The 17,698-nt window shown below is 73.2% G+C and carries 11 protein-coding genes; 3 read left to right on the top strand and 8 right to left on the bottom strand.

All coding sequences use genetic code 11. From position 1 onward, the window contains the following. The first annotated feature begins 349 nt into the window (after positions 1-349). Together IMZ35_RS25345 and IMZ35_RS25340 are read left to right on the top strand one after the other, a co-directional pair. Positions 350-2,353 carry an AfsR/SARP family transcriptional regulator gene (locus tag IMZ35_RS25345; protein WP_307868755.1) on the top strand — a complete coding sequence of 668 codons (2,004 nt, stop codon included), beginning with the start codon at positions 350-352 and terminating at the stop codon, positions 2,351-2,353. Between the two features lie 59 nt (positions 2,354-2,412). After that, on the top strand, positions 2,413-4,743 hold the full coding sequence (locus tag IMZ35_RS25340) for a M28 family peptidase (protein WP_199443693.1): 2,331 nt from the start codon (positions 2,413-2,415) through the stop codon (positions 4,741-4,743). A 49-nt stretch (positions 4,744-4,792) separates the two neighbouring features. Here the strand turns inward: IMZ35_RS25340 and IMZ35_RS25335 are convergent, their stop codons facing one another. Genes IMZ35_RS25335 through IMZ35_RS25305 form a run of 7 tightly spaced genes read right to left on the bottom strand, consistent with a single transcriptional unit; the run spans position 4,793 to position 13,361 of the window. After that, positions 4,793-5,299 carry a hypothetical protein gene (locus tag IMZ35_RS25335; protein WP_199443692.1) on the bottom strand — a complete coding sequence of 169 codons (507 nt, stop codon included), beginning with the start codon at positions 5,297-5,299 and terminating at the stop codon, positions 4,793-4,795. An 18-nt stretch (positions 5,300-5,317) separates the two neighbouring features. After that, positions 5,318-6,202, bottom strand: coding sequence for an ABC transporter permease (locus IMZ35_RS25330; RefSeq protein ID WP_199443691.1), 885 nt, complete (start codon positions 6,200-6,202; stop codon positions 5,318-5,320). Beyond that, positions 6,199-8,982 (bottom strand): alpha/beta fold hydrolase, encoded by a 2,784-nt coding sequence (locus IMZ35_RS25325; RefSeq protein ID WP_199443690.1) that lies wholly within the window; start codon positions 8,980-8,982, stop codon positions 6,199-6,201. Before IMZ35_RS25325 ends, IMZ35_RS25330 begins: the two co-directional genes overlap by 4 nt. 38 nt (positions 8,983-9,020) lie before the next feature. Next, positions 9,021-10,025, bottom strand: coding sequence for a 3-oxoacyl-ACP synthase III family protein (locus tag IMZ35_RS25320; RefSeq protein WP_199443689.1), 1,005 nt, complete (start codon positions 10,023-10,025; stop codon positions 9,021-9,023). Positions 10,026-10,040: 15 nt separating this feature from the next. Continuing rightward, the gene (locus IMZ35_RS31955) at positions 10,041-12,173 is read right to left on the bottom strand and encodes a 2-oxo acid dehydrogenase subunit E2 (protein WP_199443688.1); all 2,133 of its coding nucleotides are present in this window, start codon (positions 12,171-12,173) and stop codon (positions 10,041-10,043) included. Then, on the bottom strand, positions 12,170-12,418 hold the full coding sequence (locus tag IMZ35_RS25310; protein ID WP_199443687.1) for an acyl carrier protein: 249 nt from the start codon (positions 12,416-12,418) through the stop codon (positions 12,170-12,172). The genes IMZ35_RS31955 and IMZ35_RS25310 overlap by 4 nt, the downstream gene beginning before the upstream one ends. Next, a complete protein-coding gene (locus IMZ35_RS25305; RefSeq protein WP_199443686.1) occupies positions 12,411-13,361 on the bottom strand; it encodes a thiamine pyrophosphate-dependent dehydrogenase E1 component subunit alpha in 951 nt (316 codons plus the stop codon). The genes IMZ35_RS25310 and IMZ35_RS25305 overlap by 8 nt, the downstream gene beginning before the upstream one ends. Positions 13,362-13,683: 322 nt before the next feature. Between IMZ35_RS25305 and IMZ35_RS25300 the strand changes: the two genes are divergently transcribed. After that, entirely contained in the window at positions 13,684-15,159 is a 1,476-nt protein-coding gene (locus IMZ35_RS25300; RefSeq protein ID WP_199443685.1) for an FAD-dependent monooxygenase, read from the top strand. 48 nt (positions 15,160-15,207) lie between these two features. On the opposite strand, the gene IMZ35_RS25295 is transcribed toward IMZ35_RS25300, so the two are convergent. Next, a complete protein-coding gene (locus tag IMZ35_RS25295) occupies positions 15,208-17,694 on the bottom strand; it encodes an excinuclease ABC subunit UvrA (RefSeq protein WP_199443684.1) in 2,487 nt (828 codons plus the stop codon). Positions 17,695-17,698: the final 4 nt, after the last annotated feature.

Below are 17,698 nucleotides of genomic sequence, written 5' to 3'. Positions count from 1 at the left end.
ACCACGGCACACCACACCACACAGTTGATCAAATGCCCGTTCGGGCACGCCGGGGACATCTTTCGCGACAGAACCACTCCCGAAGCGGGCACCGGTTTCTCGAAGCACAGTCGACCCGCCCCGGTCATCACCCGAGGAAGTCGGAAGCCCTCGAATCCGATGTGTCGCGGTGCGACACGAAACAGACCGGGCACTTTCAGTACTGGAGTCGCTTGTGACGACTCCACGACGAGTGCTAACGGAGAGCTATGACAGCATGACAGAGGGTCGCCCAGATGGGCGCTGTTAACCCTTGTGACGGTATGGTTGCATTCATAATTACTGCGCCTTCCGACCGAGGGACGTTCAATTGTCGTATTTTACGCCGCCCACCACGCGCTTACAGTCCACGGACACGCTCGCAACAGCACACGAAAACAGAGAGCATGACCGAGACGTATTCTTTCGCATCCTGGGACCGTTGCAGGCGACCATACGCGGCAAAATCCTCCGAATTGGCAGGAACCGGCAGCTGATCATCCTCGCCGTACTGCTCATCAACGGGAACAAAGTCGTTCCCGTGAGCACCCTGATCGACGCGGTCTGGAGCGCGGAGCCACCCGCCACCGCCGACAAGCAGATCCAGACCTGCGTGTGGCGCCTGCGCAACGCCTTCGCGTCCGCGGGCGCCCCGGCCGACCTCGTGGAGACCGAACAGGGCGGCTACCGCATCCGTCTCTCCGACGACGACCTCGACGCGCACCTGTTCGAGCGGGCGGTCCAGCGCGCGCGGGACCTGGTCGCCGCGAACGACCTGGTGGCCGCCAGCGCGGAGTACGACAAGGCGCTGTCGATGTTCCACGGACAGCCGTTCGCCGACCTCCCCAGTCCGATCGTGCAGGCCGTCGCGGCGCGGTGGAAGGAACGCAGCTTCTCGGTGCTGGAGGAACGGCTCGACGTGCAACTGGCACTCGGGCACCACGCGGAGCTGATCAGCGAGCTCAAGCCGCTGGTCGCCGAGTACCCGCTGCGAGAACGGCTCCACGCGCAGCTCATGACCGCGCTGTACCTGTCGCAACGCCGCGCCGAGGCGCTCGCGGTGTACCGCAACAGCCGGTTGGCACTGGTCAACAACCTCGGCCTGGAGCCGGGCGCCCGGCTGCAGGACCTCCACCGGCGGATCATCGCGGGCGAACCGCTCGCGCAGTCCCAGCACCACCGCGTGCGGCAGGTCTCGGCCAAGACGCCCGAGCAACTGCCCGCGGACGTCGCGGACTTCACCGGCCGGTACGAGCTGCTCGACCGGATCGGCTGGGAGCTCCGTTCCGGGGAGGGGCGCCGGGTGGTCGCGCTGGTCGGCGCCGGCGGCATCGGCAAGACCACCCTCGCCGTGCACGTGGGCCACCAGGTCCGCGAGCACTTCCCGGACGGCCAGTTGTACGCGGACCTCCGCGGCAGCACCGCCCCCGTGCCACCGGAGGAGGTCCTGTACTGGTTCCTCGACGCGCTCGGCGTGCCGGAGCAGCGGGTGCCGGACGCGCGCGCGGGCCGGGCCGCGCTGTTCCGCAGCCTCATCGCGAACAAGCGCCTGCTGATCGTGCTCGACGACGTGCCCGACGTGGCCTCGTACGAGGCGCTGCTGCCGAACGGGGAGAGCGCCGTGCTGTGCACCGCGCGGACGAGCATCCTGGAGATCCCCGGTGTTCGCGAGCACCGCGTCGGCGGTTTGGCTCCCGCGGAGGGGGTGGAGCTGCTCACGTCGCTCATCGGCGCGGAACGCGTCTCACGGGAACCGGTCTGCGCGAAGCGGATCGTCGAGCTGTGCGGCTGCTTCCCGCTCGCGATCCGGGCCTCCGCCGCTCGCCTGCGCGCGCGCCCGGCGCAGAGCCTGGCGCGCTTCCTGGACCGCCTCCGCGACGAGCGGGAGCGGGTCGCGGAGCTGTCGATCGGCGCGCTGGACCAGGGTGCGCGGCTCGCGTCGACCATCGAACAGCTGTCCCCGGCCGGCCGTGAGCTGTGGCTCGGGCTGAGCCTGTGCGACCTGCGGGTCGTCCCGGAGTTCGTCGCGTCCGCCGTCTGCCGCTCCGGCCAGGACCACCAGCGGCTGCTCGACGAACTCGTCAACCACCAGGTGATCGACGTCTGCCGCGCCGACGAGCCGACCGACGGTCTCGGGTACGTGTTCAACCCGCTGGTGCGCGTCTACGCCCGGCAGCGCGCCGCCGCCGAACTCGGCACAGCGGCGTGCGCGTGGATCGCGGACCGGATCACGCGGACCGTGCTGGGCATGGACGTGACGTGCTCGGCGCCGCGCCCCAGAACGGCACCCGACCACGTGAGGCACGCGGGACACGCGATGCCTCCCACGTCGTGAACCCGTCGGCCGAGCGGCCGGACGGTGGCGGGCCCGGAGCACGGGACCGCGGCGGGTCCGTGCCGTCCCACCTGCACCGGGAGCCGACGGCGGAGAAGCGCGGACCGCTGACCGTCGTCGCCCTCGCGCTCGCGGTGCTGTGCCTGACCGCGGTGTGGTGGACCGAGCGCCTGCCCCCGGCCGCCGGCCGGGACGCTCCGGCGGAGACGTTCTCAGCGGCACGGGCGGTCGAGCACGTGGCGCGGATCGCCGAGCGGCCCCGCCCGAGCGGCTCCGCCGCGCACGCCGAGACCAGGGAGCACCTGGTCTCGGTCCTGCGCGGACTGGGGCTGGAGACCAGGGTGCAGGACACGGCCGCCGCGACCAGCGCCCCCGAGCTCTCCCCCACCGGCACCGGTGCCGGCTACGCGGATTTGGGCCTGCACAACGTGGTGGCGCGCGTCCCCGGCACGACGAGCACGCGCCCCGTCGTGCTGGTCACCCACTACGACTCGGTGGCCACGAGTCCCGGCGCGAACGACGCGGGCGTGCCGGTCTCGGTGCTGCTGGAGACCGCCAGGGCACTGCGGTCGGGACCGGCACCGCGCAACGACGTGCTGTTCGTGTTCACCGACGCCGAGGAGAGCGGGTTGCTGGGTGCGCGGGCGCTGGTCCGCTCCCCCGAGTTCCTCCCCCGCGACGCGGTGGTGCTGAACTTCGAGGCGCGGGGCTCTCGCGGACCCAGCCTGATGTTCGAGACCGGCGGCGACGACGGGTGGTTGATCGAAGCGCTCGCCGAGCACGTCCCGCAGGCGCGCACCAGTTCGCTGTTCAACGCCGCCTACCGCTACCTGCCCAACCGCACCGACTTCACGGTGCTGAAGGAGGCGGGGCACGAGGGGATGAACATCGCCTACCTCGGCGGCTACACCCACTACCACGGGTCGAACGACACGGTCTCGCACGTCGACCCGGCGACCGTGCAGCACCAGGGCGAGTACGCGCTCGGCCTCGCGCGGTCGCTCGGAGCGGCCGATCTGGCGGACACCCCCGGCGGGAACCGCGTCTACTTCGTGGCCGCGGGTCTGCTGCTGTCCTATCCGGTGTCCGCCGCGCTGCCCGCCGCCCTAGCGGTGGCCGCGCTCGCCGCCGCCGTGTTCCTGCGGCTGCGCGGGCGAGGCGTGCTCACCGGGCGCGGGAGCGCGCGAGGACTCCTCGCCGCCCTCTGCCACCCGCTGCTCGCCGCGGGCGCCGCGTTCGGACTCGCGCCCCTCCTCGGGGCCGCGCACCCCGAGTTCGCCGACTACTACGACATCGCGGACCACGGCCCGGCACTGGCGGGGTTCGTGCTGCTCGCGATCGCGATCGGGCTCGTGCTCACGCGCGTCACCCACCGGTTCGCCGACACGCGACACCAGATCGCGGGCGCGGTCGCCCTGTGGGTGGTGCTGGCGTGCGTGACGGCGGCGCTGATCCCCGCTGGCAGTCACGTGTTCACCTGGCCCGCGGCGGGGCTCCTGCTGGCAGCCGCCGTGCTCGCCTCCGGCGTGCGGAGCCCGGTGGCGCGGGTGGCAGCGGTGGCCGCCGCCGTGGTGCCGCTGGGGCTCCTCGTCGTGCCGCTCGTCACGCTGCTGACCGATGCGCTCGGCATCGGGCTGGTCGCCGTGCCCGTGGTGCTGGTCGGTCTGATCACGCCGCTGCTGCCCGCCGTGCTCCCGACGCCGCGCCGGCGCGCGGTGCGCGTGGGAGGCGTCGGCGCCGTCGCCGCCGTCGCGGTGGGGGTGCTGGCCGCGGCGGTGCTCGCACCGTCGCCTCGCGAGCCCGGCCGACGAGCCGACGTCATGTACGTGCTCGACGCCGCGTCGCGGCAGGCCGTGTGGATGAGCGGGTCCGAGCCGGACGCGTGGAGCCGCCGGTTCATCCCGGACGACGTGGACCCGGGGGACGTCGCGGACGTGTGGCCGGGGTGGCGCGTCCCGGTCCGGCGCGGCCCGGCCTCCGCTGTGCCGCTGGAGGGCCCCGAGGTCACCACGACCACCGTGCACGACGACGGCGCGGACGGCAGGCGCGTCGCGATCACCGCCGCGTCACGGCGCGACGCGGACGAGCTGGTCTTCGTCGTGACCGGCCCGGCCGTGCGGCGGTTCGCCGTCGACGGTGTGCCGGGCGGTGCCGTGGAGGTCGCACCGGCCGGTGAGCCGTGGGAGCTGTGGGTGCGCGAGGTGCCCTCCGGCGGTGTGACCGTGGTCGTCGACCTGGCGCCGGGAGCGGGCGAGGTGCGCGTGCTCGACCGCACACCGGGACTGCCGCCACAGCTCGCGCCCGCGCCCTCGGTGCCGGGTCCGCCCGCGCTGGGGATCGCGAGCGTGAGCGACGCGACGCTGGTCGTCACCCGCCGGCCGATCAGCTGAGATCCGCTGTCACCACGACACCGCGGGAGCCGCTGACCGGCCGGCGGAACTACCCCTCGGCGCCGAGCCCGTCCGCCACCCGCTCGGCGATCGGTTCCAGCTCGGAGCACGTCTGCTGGGTCATCGCGTTGTTGCGGACGAGGCTGAGCACCACGCTCGACCCGTCGCCGGCGTCGAGGAAGACCTGGCACTCGCCGGAGTTGATGTCGCCGAGCAGCATCACGGCGTCGCGCCCGCCGAGGGTCAGGTCGGTGCGCTTGCCGTGCCCGGACACGGACTCCGACAGCGCCCGCTCGTCCAGCGTCACGGTGAACGTCACGTACTTGCGGTGGTCCGCGTCGCGGCTGCCCGCGGTGCACCGCTCGCGGTCGTCGAGCGTGCTGACCGCGGGTTGCCCGAGTTCGAGGTCGCGCGCGATCGGCCGCAGCAGTTCGCACGCGCCGTTGTCCGTCGGCACCTCCTTCTCCGGCACGGAGACGCAGCTCGTGAGGCCGAGCGCGAGCACGGAGCAGGTGAGAGCGGTGGCGGCGCGGCGGTGCGTGCGGTGACGGGTCATCGGTTCACTCCATCGTCGTCAGCTGGTGATGTCCTTGCGGGAGAAGCGGAACGCGGCGAGGGTCCCGAACACGCACGCGTACGCGATCGAGACCAGCACGCCGTCGGCGAGCGACCGCAGATCGGGCTCGGGTGACAGCAGCTCCATCCACGTCCACGTGTAGTGGCTGGGCAGGAACTCCCGCAGCGAGCCGAGCGCGGTGACCTGGTCGAGGATCTGACCGAACATCGAGGCGAGCACCGCGCCGCCGACCGCTCCGAGCGGCACGTCCGTCGACGCCGTCAGCAGCAGCGAGAGCCCGGCGAGCCAGGACAGCTGCACGACCACGTACAGCTCCGCGAGCGCCAGCACCACGAGGGCCTCGCCGAACGGGAGCGTGTAGCCGGTGGGCGTGGTCATGTTCCCCGCGCCGATCGACAGCGCACCGGCCGCCACCGCCACCAGCGGCACCAGGGTGACCACGACCGCCGAGAGCAGCGCCGACACCGCGGCCTTGCGCCACAGCAGTCGCAGCCGGGGAACCGGGATCGCCAGCAGGTACTTCAGGTTCGCGTACGCCGCTTCGCTCGCGACGCCGTCCGCGACGAGCAGGGCCACCAGCACGCCGTTGAGGTAGGTGCCCGCGACGAACATCACGTACATCACGAAGTTCGGCGTGCTCTCCGCGGCGAGCGCCTCGTAGTCCGGTGTCGGGCCCTTCGCGGGAGGGTCGCCGACGCCGAACGACACGATCAGCACCACCGGCAGGAGCACCGCGCACGCCGCGACCAGCGCCGTGCGCCCGCGCAGCAGCTGCCTGCGCAGCTCCACCGAGATCCGCAGGGACCGGGACGGCCGGAAACCGGGGGCGGCGCCGTCGCCCGTCTCCTCCGGCCGTCCGCCGGAGCCACGCACCACGGTCATCGCACCTCACCGACCAGTCGCAGGAACGCGTCTTCGAGCCGTCGTCGCGGCACCGCGTGCCGCACCGAGATCCCGGCGCGCACCAGCTCGGCGAGCGCCGTCGCGGCACCGATCCCCGCCAGATCGGCGTGCACCAGGCCGTCCCGGACGTCCACGTCGGACACACCGGTCAGCGCGCGGAGCACCGCACCCGCCTCCTCCGGCCGGTCCACGGCGAAGGTGAGCTCGTCACCGGACGCCGCCAGTTCGACCACCGGGCCGTCCGCGACGAGCACGCCGCGGTGCACGATCGCGATGTGGGTGCAGGTGGCCTCGACCTCGGCGAGCAGGTGGCTGGAGACCAGGACCGCGCGGCCGGTCGCCGCGTAGCGGCGCAGCACCTCGCGCAGGCGGCGGATCTGCGGCGGGTCGAGCCCGTTGGTGGGTTCGTCGAGCACCAGCAGGTCCGGCAGGCCCAGCATCGCCCTGGCGATGGCGAGCCGCTGCCGCATGCCCTGGCTGTAGGTCCGCACGGGCCGGTCCACGGCGTCGCCCAGGGCGGCGATCTCCAGCGCCTCCGCCAGGTGCGCGTCGGCGGCCGGACGGCCGGTGGCCGCCCAGTGCAGCTCCAGGTTGGTCCGCCCGGTCAGGTGCGGCAGGAAGCCCGCGGCCTCGACGAAGCACCCGACGCGCGACAGCACCGGTGCGCCGGGGGTCACCCGCACGCCGAACACGCGGATCTCCCCCCCGTCCGGGGTGATCAACCCCATCAACATGCGCAGCGTCGTGGTCTTGCCCGCGCCGTTGGGGCCGAGCAGGCCGAAGACCTGACCCCGTTCCACCCGCAACGACAAGCCGTCCACCGCGGTCGTGCCGTCCGGCAGCACGCGCACCAGCCCGTCGACGACGAGCGGCGTGTCCCGCAGAGACGGATCGACGTCCCGGCCGCGTCGCTGCCGTGCCGCCAGCAGCGCGAGGAGCGCCGCGGCGACCGCCGGCACGAGCACGATGCCGAGCAGCTGGCCGATCGGCCACGCCGAGGCCGTCGGCACGGCGGGGACGCTCGGCACGGACAGCGCGCCGACGACGCCGACCCGGTAGACGGCGGGGTCCGCCACCGTCGCGCGGAAGCCCTGGTCGGTGGTGCCGACGACGAGTCGCAGCCGGTGCCCGGACTCGACCGGGTGCACCACACCGGGCAGCGCCACCACGACCTCCACCGGCGTGCCGTCCTCGGGCAGCGGCGGCAGCCGGACCGGTGCGACCGCGCTGCCGGGCAACGTCTTCGTGCCGTCCGGACCCACGTCGTACAGCTTCGCGAACAGCACGCCGTCCCCCGGCGCGCCCACCGAGGACACCCGCAACCGGACCGTCGTGGCACCGGTGACGAGCAGCTGGTCGGAGAGCGGGGCGGAGTCGAAGGCGGCCGACTGCCCGGCCGGGTCCAGGCTCTCGGGCGGCAGCAGCGCGGTCGCGCCGCTCACGAGCGCGTTCAGCCCGGGGATGCCGCTGATCGCGGCGGGCAGACCACCGGGGGGCTTGGCGATCACCCGCTCGCTCCCGGACAGCGGGACCTCCCGGCGTGACACGCGGTCGGTGCGCAGGCCGGGGTAGTCCGCGGCGCGGACGGTCCGCACCGACACCGCGCCCTCCGGCCGGACCGCGCCCTGCACGTCGTACTCGAACGCGCCGAACGGGTTCTCCTCCGCGCCCGTGAGCCGGAACCGCAGCCACCGCGAGATCGTGGCGCGCAGGTCGGGTCCGGGCATCCCGGCGTCGTGGCCGCCCGCGAACCAGACGACCTGGACGTCGCCACCCGCCGAGGCGATCCGCCGGGCGGTCGCGTCGGCCTGGTCCAGCCCGAACAGCGTGTCCTGCTCGCCCTGGACCAGCAGCGTCGGCGCGGTGATCGACCCGGCGACCGACGCCGGCGACAGGCGGTGCAGCAGCGCCGCCGTCGCTGCGGTCGTCGTCCCGGTGGTCACCACGTCGACGTAGATCCGGCAGACCTCTTCGGTGAAGCGGCCGCACACCGCCTCCACGTCCTCGTCGAGACCGCCGCTCGTCCCGCTGTAGGAACCGGGGTCCGCGGACAGCCTGTGGTCGAGCCCGGCGGAGAAGAACAGCCCGGACCACCCGCTCTTGAACACGCCGGTGCCACCGGACCCCGCGGCCGGGGTCCGCGCCTCGGCGTCACCGCCGCGCGCCGCGTTCGGGACGAGGCTCTCGCCGAGGTCGTGGTAGGTGGCGACGGGCACGACGGCGTCGACCCTGCGGTCGGTGCCCGCGAGCATCAGCGACAGCGCCCCGCCGTAGGAGGCTCCGACCGCGGCCACCCTCGGGTCGCCGTCGCCGTCGAGCCGCACCTCCGGCCGCGCGGCCAGCCGGTCGAGCAGGTGGCGCGCGTCGGCCACCTCCCGGTCGGGGTCGTTCAGCCCGATCCGGCCGGAGCTGCCGCCGAAACCGCGCGGGGAGAACGTCTGCACGACGAAGCCGTCGGCCGCCAGCTCGCGCGCCTGCTCGTCGACGCTGTCCTTGTCCGCGCCGAACCCCGGTGCGAGCAGCACCGCCGGGGCGGGGGTGCGCAGCGGCAGGTACAGGCTGGTGTCGATGTCGACCTGCTCGGCCGATCCGGGCCGTTCCGGGACCCGGTGGGTGTGCTCCTCCACCCTCGTCCCGGGTGTGCTCTCCGTCGTCACGAACGCGACGCTCGCTCCGGCGAGCAGCACGACCGCCGCCAGCGCGGCGGACCGGACCCCGCGCCGGGCCAGGACCGTCCGTGTTCGTCCTTGCGCAACCATGTGGTCACCGCGTCCCGTCGCCGTTTCCCGTGGTGCCGTCAGTTCTGGAGGATCGCGCAGGCCCAGTGCATCCCCCGGCCGTTGGCCGCGAGCGCCACGAGGTCACCGGGCGCGAGTTCGCCGGACTCGTGCAGCTCGGCGAGGCACAGCAGGTGGTCCGCCGCGCCGAAGTGCCCGTGCCGCGCCGCCGTGCGCGCGTTGGTCCGCTCCAGCGGGACACCGATCAGCTCCGCCTGCTGGGCGAGCACCCTGGCGTTGTCGTTGAGCAGCACCAGCCGCGCCAGGTCCTCCTCCACGCAGCCCGCGTACCGGCAGGCGCGGTGCACGGCGCGTGCGGTGCGGTCGTCGATCTCCTCGGAGTACGCGGTGACCCGCTCCGCGTCGTGGTCGAAGTGGGCGACGACGTCCCACGCGTCCCGGACCGAGGGCGCCGCGGCCCCCGGCGTGAACGGGTGCCGCGCGCCCCCGGCGTCCATCCGGAAGAAGTCGGCGTAGCGGCCGTCGGTCTCGGCGTAGGACGCCCGCCAGCGCAACGACTGCGCACCGCGGACCGCGACCGCGGCCGCGGCCCCGTCGGAGAACAGCAACGAGTGCGTCGCCAGCCGGTTCCAGTAGGCGTCGACGGTCCGGTTGGCGCCGATCACGAGCGCGACGTCGTAGTCGGGGTGGGTGGCGAACCGCCCGGCCAGCGTGTCCAGCGCGGAGACCCCGCCGACGCAGCCCTGGTCCACCAGCACCGCCTCCGCACGACCGAGGCCCAGTGCCCGCTGCACCCACGCGGCCGCGTCCCAGTACAGGTAGTCGGGCAGGTCGGTGATCGCGAGCACGAGCAGGTCGACCTCGTGCGGGGAGATCCCGACGAGCGCCTTCGTCCCCGCCTCCACGGCGAGGTCGGCCACGCTCACGTCGCGCGCCGCCCGGTGCACGCGCTCGTAGCCGTAGCCGAGCACGCGCTCGACGTCCTCGGTGTACTCGGTGACGACGTCCGCCACCGCCACCGCGTCGCCGACGGCGACACCGAAACCGGTCAATCCGTAGTCCACTGGTGCTCCTCGCGGTCAGTCGCGGTGGTCGTGATCGGCTGGCGTCACTCGGAGGAGGTCGTCGAGCTGGTGCGGGTCGCACAGGCTGTCCGCGACCGCGCGCAGGAACGCGACGGCCTCCCTGCCGTTGACCACGCGGTGGTCGTGGGCCAGGCCCAGCGTGACGACCGTGGTGACCACCGGTGCGCCGTCCACCGGCAGCACGCGGGCAATCGGGCCGCTCACCGAGACCATGCACAGCTGCGGCCACAGCACGATCGGCGAGACGACGAGCACGCCGGGTTCGAGGTTGAGCGAGACGCCGATCGTTCCGCCGTCGAGTTCGCGCGCGGTGAACTCGCCGCGCAACGCCTTGAGCCGGAAGTCCATCAGGTCGTCGGCGAGTTCCTCGACGGACCGGTTCGCGCAGTCGCGCAGGACCGGGGTGTAGAGGCCGGTGCCGGTGTCCACCGTGACGGCGACGTCCGCGGTGTCGGCCAGCGCGACCGTCCGTTCGTCGACGAGCGTGCCGAACAGCGTCGGGAACGCCGGACGCGCCGCCGCGACCGCCTTCACCACCGCCTCGGCCAGACCGATCTCGCCCCCGGTCTCCTCCGACAGCGCGCGCAGGCGCTCGATCGCGTGGTCGACCCCGACCTCCAGCGCGGCGAACGCGGCGGGCACCTCGCGGTGGGCGCGGGTGACGACGGCGGCGATGCCCTGCTGCACGCGGTCGAGGACCCTGGTCCTGCTCCGCTCCGCCACCGGAGCCGGGGCCGGAGCAGGTGCCGTCTGCGCGGCGGGGGGCACCGGAGCCGCGGGGGGCGCGGCGGTGGCCGCCGGGGCGGTGGGCACGAGGTGGGCCAGCACCGCGCCCACCGGGACCTCCGTGCCCGCGGCGACGCTCGCGCGCACGTACCCGGACGCGGGGGCGGCGATCTCCTCGACCGCCTTGGAGGTCTCCAGCTCCACCAGGGGCGCGCCCTCCGCGACCCGCTCCCCCTCCGCCACCAGCCACTCCAGCAGCACGTACGTCTCGTCGTTGTTGTTGAGCTTGGGTGCGGTGACCGGCACGCCGACCGCTTCCGCCTCGGGGGCCGCGTCGGGAACGGCGCCGGGAACGACGTCGGGGACCGCGTCGGAGACGACGCCGGGGACCGTGCCGACCGCCGCCGCGACCTCCTCGGCGATCCGCTGCGCCCCGAGCAGCACGCGAGCCTCCAGGTGCGGCGCGGTGGGCACGATCGAGTCCGCCGACGACAGCATCAGCACCGGCGCCCGCAGGTCCTGCCAGCACGAGCGGTGCACGTGGGCGGCGACCTCCGCGCCCCACGTGCCGCCCTCCGTGCTCTCCTCCGCCACCGCGACCAGGCGCGCGCCCGCGATCAGCGGCAGCACCTCGTCCAGGTCGAGCGGGTAGAGCCTGCCGGGCACCAGGAGGTGGACCGCGATCCCGCGGTCCCGCAACAGGCCGGCCGCTTCGACCGCGCGGTGCGCGACGCCGCCGGGGCACAGCAGCACCACGTCCGCGGGTGAGCCGTCGGCCGGGGCCACGTGCGCCCAGCCGGGTGCGGCGCCCACGACGGTGTACCGGAGGTGCTCGTCCACGACGCCGTCGGTGAACGACCGCCGCGTGTAGAGCACCTTGTCCTCGAACAGCACCGACGGGCCGTGGTCCAGCGCGTGCGACAGCAGGAGGTACGGGTCGTGGAAGGGCGTGGTCTCGTACAGCGACAGGTTCGGGATGCCGACGAAGTGCTTCTGCACGCTCTGGCTGTGCGTCGGCCCGTAGCCGCGCCCGCCGCCGACCGGGCAGCGCACCACCACGGGCATCGGCACGCGGTGGCCGTACATGGTCACCGACTTCGAGACCAGGTTGAGCAGCTGGTCGAACGCGAGCGCGGCGAAGTCGCCGAACATCATCTCGACGACGACCTGATCACCGGACAGCGCGAGCCCCGCGGCCACCCCCGTGATGCCCGCCTCGCTCAGCGGGGTGGTCAGCACCCGGTCGGGGTGGGCCGTCGACAGTCCCCTGGTCACCTTGAACGCGCCGCCGTAGGGGTCCAGCACGTCCTCACCGAGCAGGTGCAGCGCTGGCCGCTCCGCGAACAGCCGGTGCAACGCCCCGTTGAGCCCCTCCACGACCCTCGGTGCAAGCGCTCTCACGACGTCAGCCCCTTCTCCGCCAGCACTTCCCGCAGCGCGCGCACCGACCGGCACGTCCGCGCCTCTCCGGCGGTCAGCCTGATCCCGTACGTCCGCTCCACTCCCGCGACGATCTGCAGGTGCCGCAGACTGGTCCACTGCGCGGACGTCGCGGTGCCGGTGTCGTCGCCGACGTCCGAGACGGGCACCTGCAGGACCGCGGCCACCAGCTCCACCAGCTCGCCCCGCGGCGACGGCTCACCCACCGGACACCACCGGCCGGGGCAGTCGTCCACCCGCTGGCTCCCACTCCGCCGGGGGTCGCGCGTCGACCTCCTCGGCCACGCGCTGCACCTCCGCGCGCACCCGCTCGTCGAGTCGCGAGAACTCCTCCCCCATGCGGGCGGACAGCTCGGCGTGCCAGTCGAGCGCCCACAGCGGCTCGACCTCCTCGGCGGTCCTGGTGTCGTCGCCCTTGCTGTGCGGGCCGAGCCGCCGCGTCGTGAACTGCAGCACGGCCGGGCGGTGCTCCTCGCGCACCCGCCGCACCACGGGAGCGGCCAGCTCCCGGATCTCCGTCAGGTCGTGCCCGGTGATCTCCAGGAAGTCGACGCCGAACGCGGCGGCGCGATCGGCGATCGAACCGGCCATCTGCAGGCGGGTCGGCGTGGACTGGGCGATCCCGTTGTGCTCGACCACCACCAGCACCGGCACCCGCCACAGCGCGGCCATGTTCAGCGCCTCGTACACCGCGCCCTCGCCCCAGGTGCCGTCGCCGACGTAGGCGACCGCGATGCGGCCGGAGCCGGTTCGCTTGTGGTGCAGGCCGATGCCGACCGCGACCGGCAAGCTCTGTCCCTGGACGCCGGTGGAGAGGAACCCGTCCCGGTGCAGGTGCTGGCTGCCGCCGACGCCCGAGCACACCGCGCCCGCGCGCCCCATGATCTCGGCGAGCAGTCCGGCCGGGTCGCGGAACCGGGCGAGGTAGTGACCGTGACCGCGGTGGTTGCTGAGCACGAAGTCGTCGGCGATCAGGGGTTCGAGCGCGACGGGAACGTACTCCTGACCGAGGCACGTGTGCGTCGTCCCGTTCAAGCGCCCCTCGCCGAACATGCGCAGGAGGAGGGTCTCGAAGTGGCGGATGGTCAGCAGCACCTCCACGTCCGAGGTCTCCGGCGGCGCGTTCGTGTCCCCTTGTACGGCTGTCATCGCGTCTGCTCCACGGTCATGACGTCACGACTCCTGACGGGCGTGGTGTGCACTCCCGAGTCACGTTAGGACGAAGCGCTACCAAGTCGATCGCCGTACCGGTATCAGCGGAGCGTCCTCCCTCTCCCCCGGCTCTCGCCCCGATCTCACGGGCTTGCCCCGGCGTCGACCGGGCCGTTCACTCGTGCGGGGCGCCCCTTCCGGTCGAGTTCGAGGGATGTCCACGTCCTCACCGCACCGAATTCGGTCCTCGGCGCGCGGCACCACCGTTCAGGGCGCCGCCGCGAGCCGCCGAGCCGAGCTGATCCGAGGAAGTGATGACATGTCGCCGTCTCCGCAGGTGCTCGTCGTGGGCGCGGGTCCCGCCGGTCTCTCGCTCGCGGCCGAACTGGCCGAATTCGGCATCTCCTGTCGCGTGGTGGAGAAGCGGACCCAGCGGCAGACCCTGTCCAGGGCGTGCACCGTCGAGCCCCGCACCCTGGAGCTGCTCGACATGCGGGGACGGGCCGCGGGAGTGCTCGCCAGGGGCCGCCGCTGCCAGCACCCCCCGCTCGGCAACGACCGCACCCTCGACTACGGGCTCCTCGACACCCCGTTCCCGTTCAGCCTGTCGATCCCCCAGGCCTGGACGGTGGACGCCCTGCGGGTGTCCGCCGAGGCGGCGGGCGCGGTGATCAGCCCCGGTGTCGAGATGACCGCGCTGCGACAGGACGAGTCGGGCGTGGACGTCGACCTGCGCGGGCCGGACGGTTCGAGCACCGTCCGCGTTCAGTACGTGGTCGGCTGCGACGGCGTGAACAGCGCGGTGCGGGACGCCGTGGGCGTCGACTTCGACGGCTGGAACTACGACGACTCGCTGATGATGGGCGACGTGAGGCTGGCGAACCCGCCGGGCGACGCGGAGTACGCGCGGATCACCCGGCGCGGCATGGTCGGCGTGTTCCCGTTCCAGGACGGCACGTGCCGGGTGATCGTGCTCGACCGGGAGAAGTTCCGCGTCCCCGCGGACACGCCGCTGACGCTCGACGACCTGAGCGAGAGCAGCGCCGCGATCCTCGGCACGGACATCGGCATCCAGGACCCGGTGTGGCTGTCCCGCTTCCGCAGTTCGCAACGTCACGCCAAGCGGTACCGCGTCGGACGGGTGCTGCTGGCGGGGGACGCGGCCCACACGCACATCCCGTCGGGTGGTCAGGGACTCCAGACCGCCGTCCAGGACGCGTTCAACCTCGGCTGGAAGCTGCGTGCGGTGCTCGCCGGGTGGGCGCCCGACGGTCTGCTCGACACCTACGAGGCCGAGCGGTACCCGATCGCGCGGGAGACCCTCCGCAAGACCGACCTCGCGTTCCGGTTCGAGACCTCCGACAGCCTGCCCGCCCGGCTGGTGCGCAAGGTCGTGATGGGGTCCATGCGGATCACGCCGCTGCACCGGCTCAACCTGGAGCACCTGTCCGGGATCACGCTGCGCTACCCCGCAGACGGCGGCGGCAGGTGGACCGGTCGCCGGGTGCCCGACCGCCCGCTGGTGGCCGGCGGGAGTGGTGCCACCCGGCTGTACGAGCTGTTCCGCGACGGCGGCTTCGTCCTGCTGGGCCCCGGCCCCGAGCCCGCGCACGCGGCGGCCTGGTCCAGCAGGCTGCGCACCGGCACGCTCGCCGAGCCGATCGGCAGGGGCTGGCCGCCCCACGTGCTGGTGCGCCCGGACGGCTACGTGGCCTGGGCGGGCACCGCGGTCGACGACGGTCTCACCGAGGCGCTGCACCGCTGGTGCGGAGAACCGGACCAGGTCGCGCGCTGAGCCCCGCGCGGCCCGCTCGGTGAGACGCCGAGCGGGCCGCGCGAGCGGTCATCCGGCGACCGGCTCGCCCAGCAGCGGCTCCCCGGCGGCGTACCTGCGGAAGTACGTGGCGGTCGGCGTGTCCGCGGCGGCCACGTCGTCCGGGCTGCCCTCCGCCACCACCGAACCGCCGTGGCGGCCCGCGCCGGGTCCGAGGTCGACGACCCAGTCCGCGGTCGCGGCGACCGGGACGTCGTGCTCGGAGATCACGACGGTGTTGCCGGAGTCGAGCAGCACGTCGAACGCGTCCACCATCCGCTGGATGTCCGAGGGGTGCAGGCCGGACACCGGCTCGTCGAGGATCACCAGGCCGGTCTTGCGGCTGCCGGTGCCCCGCTGGATCGCCGCGGCGAGCTTGAGCCGCTGCGCCTCGCCGCCGGACAGCTCGGTCGCGCTCTGACCGAGCTTCAGGTAGCCCAGCCCGACGCGGTCGAGCGCCGCGAACGTCGCGGCCAACTGCTTCGGCTCGGAGAACCGCTCCACCGCCTCGGCGACGGTCAGTTCGAGCACCTGGTCGATCGACAGGCCGTCGTGGGTGATGTCGAGGACCTCCGGCTTGTACCGCCTGCCGTCGCACTGGTCGCAGACCACCCACACGTCCGGCATGAAGTGCATGTCGACGAGCTTGCGGCCGTGCCCGCCGCACTCCTCGCACCGGCCGCCCGCGGTGTTGAACGAGAACCACGACGCGGTGAGGCCGCGTTCGCGGGCCACGGCGGTGTCGGCGAACAGTCCTCGGACGATGTCGAACGCCTTGCTGTAGGTGGCCGGGTTGGACCGCGGCGTCCGCCCGATCGGCTCCTGGTCGACGATCGAGACCCAGCTGAACGCGTCCACACCGCTCACCCGCTCGACCTGCTCGGCCGCGGTGCCCGCCAGCACCGCCTCCACACCGGTGCCGAGCGCGCTGAGCAGACTGCTCTTGCCGCTGCCGCTCACCCCGGTGATGCACGTCAGGCGCCCGACCGGGAACCGGACCTCGGACGCGGTCACGTTGTGCGCGCGCACCCCGTGCAGCGTCAACCAGCCGGAACCCCGTCCGACCGGACGACGAGCCCGTCGCACGCGTGGACCACTGCCCGCCAGGTACTTGCCGGTGAGCGAGTCCGGGTGCGCGGCGACGTCGGCGGGCTTGCCGGTGACGACCACCTCGCCGCCGTCCCGCCCGGCCCCCGGCCCCATGTCGACCACCCAGTCGGCCCTGGCGATCAGCTCCGGGTCGTGCTCGACCAGCAGCACCGTGTTCCCGGCCGCGCGCAGCTCCAGCGCGATGTCGAGCAGGTGCGCCTTGTCCGCCGGGTGCAGCCCGGTGCCCGGTTCGTCCAGGACGAAGGTGATCCCGCTGAGCTCGGTGGTCAGCTGCGCCGCGAGGCGCGTGCGCTGCAACTCTCCGCCGGACAGCGACGTGGCGGGGCGGGAGAACTGGATGTGCGCGAGACCGAGCCGGTCGAGCAGCGTCAGCTTGCGGTTCAGGTCCAGCAGCAGCGGCTCACCCACTTCGCGCTGCGCGTCGCCCAGCTCGCCGAGCACGACGTCCACCCAGGAACGCACCTCGTGGATGTCGAGCTCGACCAGCTCGGGATAGGTCCGGCCGCCGAGCGCGATGGTCCGCGCGGCCTCGCCGTAGCCGGTCCCGCCGCAGCTGCGGCACGGCGACTTGCGCATGTAGGGCAGGTAGCGCTGCTTCGCGCTCGGGGTGCTCGCGTTGGCGAACACCCGTTCCACCTCGGCCAGCGCGCCGCGAAGCGGTTCGGAGTTGGTGTAGGTCCAGGTCGCGGACTCGTTCTTGTTGGGCATGTCGATCGTGGCCTCGATCGCCTCGTCGCCCGTCCCGTAGAACACCTCGTGCCGGAACTGCTCGGGCAGTTCCCGCCACGGCTTGGAGAGGTCGACGCCCCGCTTCTCGGCGAGCGCCGGCACGAACGCGTGCTCGCCGGAGCGCCACTTGCTGTACCAGGGAGACGCGCCGCCGAACAGCGGCAGCGCGGGGTCGACGACGACGAGGTCCTCCTGCGCCTGCCAGCGTCCGCCGACGCCGTGGCACACCGGGCAGTGTCCCTCGGGCGAGTCGCGGTCGAAGTGCGCCGTGCTGAGGTGCTGGTTCTGCGCGTGGTCGGCCGCGAGACCGGGCAGGCGCGAGAACAGCAGCCCGAGGTGCCCGTCGACGCCGGTGACCGTCGCGACGGTGGAGCGCGGGTTGCGGTTGAGCCGCCGCTGGTCCACCGCGAGCGTCGGACCGAGCCCGAGGACCCGGTCGACCTTCGGCCGGTTCCTCTGCGGGATGTACTGCCGGACGAACGGCGACAGGCCCTCCAGGTACCGCAACTGGGCTTCGCTGTGGATGGTGTCGATCGCCAGCGACGTCTTCCCGCTCCCGCTCACCCCCGTGAAGGCGACGACGTGCCCCTTGGGAATCCGGACGGAGACGTTCCGCAGGTTGTTCGTCCGGGCCCCGTGCACCTCGATCTCCGAAGCGTCGCCTGTCAAGGTCGTCATCACT

It is taken from the genome of Umezawaea beigongshangensis (genome assembly GCF_016464305.1).
Classification (GTDB): domain Bacteria; phylum Actinomycetota; class Actinomycetes; order Mycobacteriales; family Pseudonocardiaceae; genus Umezawaea_A; species Umezawaea_A beigongshangensis.
This window is presented reverse-complemented; position numbering and strand designations above follow the sequence as displayed.

Excerpts from the sequence above, each read along its gene's own strand:
- IMZ35_RS25335 (WP_199443692.1), bottom strand. The coding sequence starts at position 5,299 with ATGACCCGTCACCGCACGCACCGCCGCGCCGCCACCGCTCTCACCTGC.
- IMZ35_RS25330 (WP_199443691.1), bottom strand. The coding sequence starts at position 6,202 with ATGACCGTGGTGCGTGGCTCCGGCGGACGGCCGGAGGAGACGGGCGAC.
- IMZ35_RS25325 (WP_199443690.1), bottom strand. The coding sequence starts at position 8,982 with ATGGTTGCGCAAGGACGAACACGGACGGTCCTGGCCCGGCGCGGGGTC.
- IMZ35_RS25305 (WP_199443686.1), bottom strand. The coding sequence starts at position 13,361 with ATGACAGCCGTACAAGGGGACACGAACGCGCCGCCGGAGACCTCGGAC.
- IMZ35_RS25300 (WP_199443685.1), top strand. The coding sequence starts at position 13,684 with ATGTCGCCGTCTCCGCAGGTGCTCGTCGTGGGCGCGGGTCCCGCCGGT.
- IMZ35_RS25295 (WP_199443684.1), bottom strand. The coding sequence starts at position 17,694 with ATGACGACCTTGACAGGCGACGCTTCGGAGATCGAGGTGCACGGGGCC.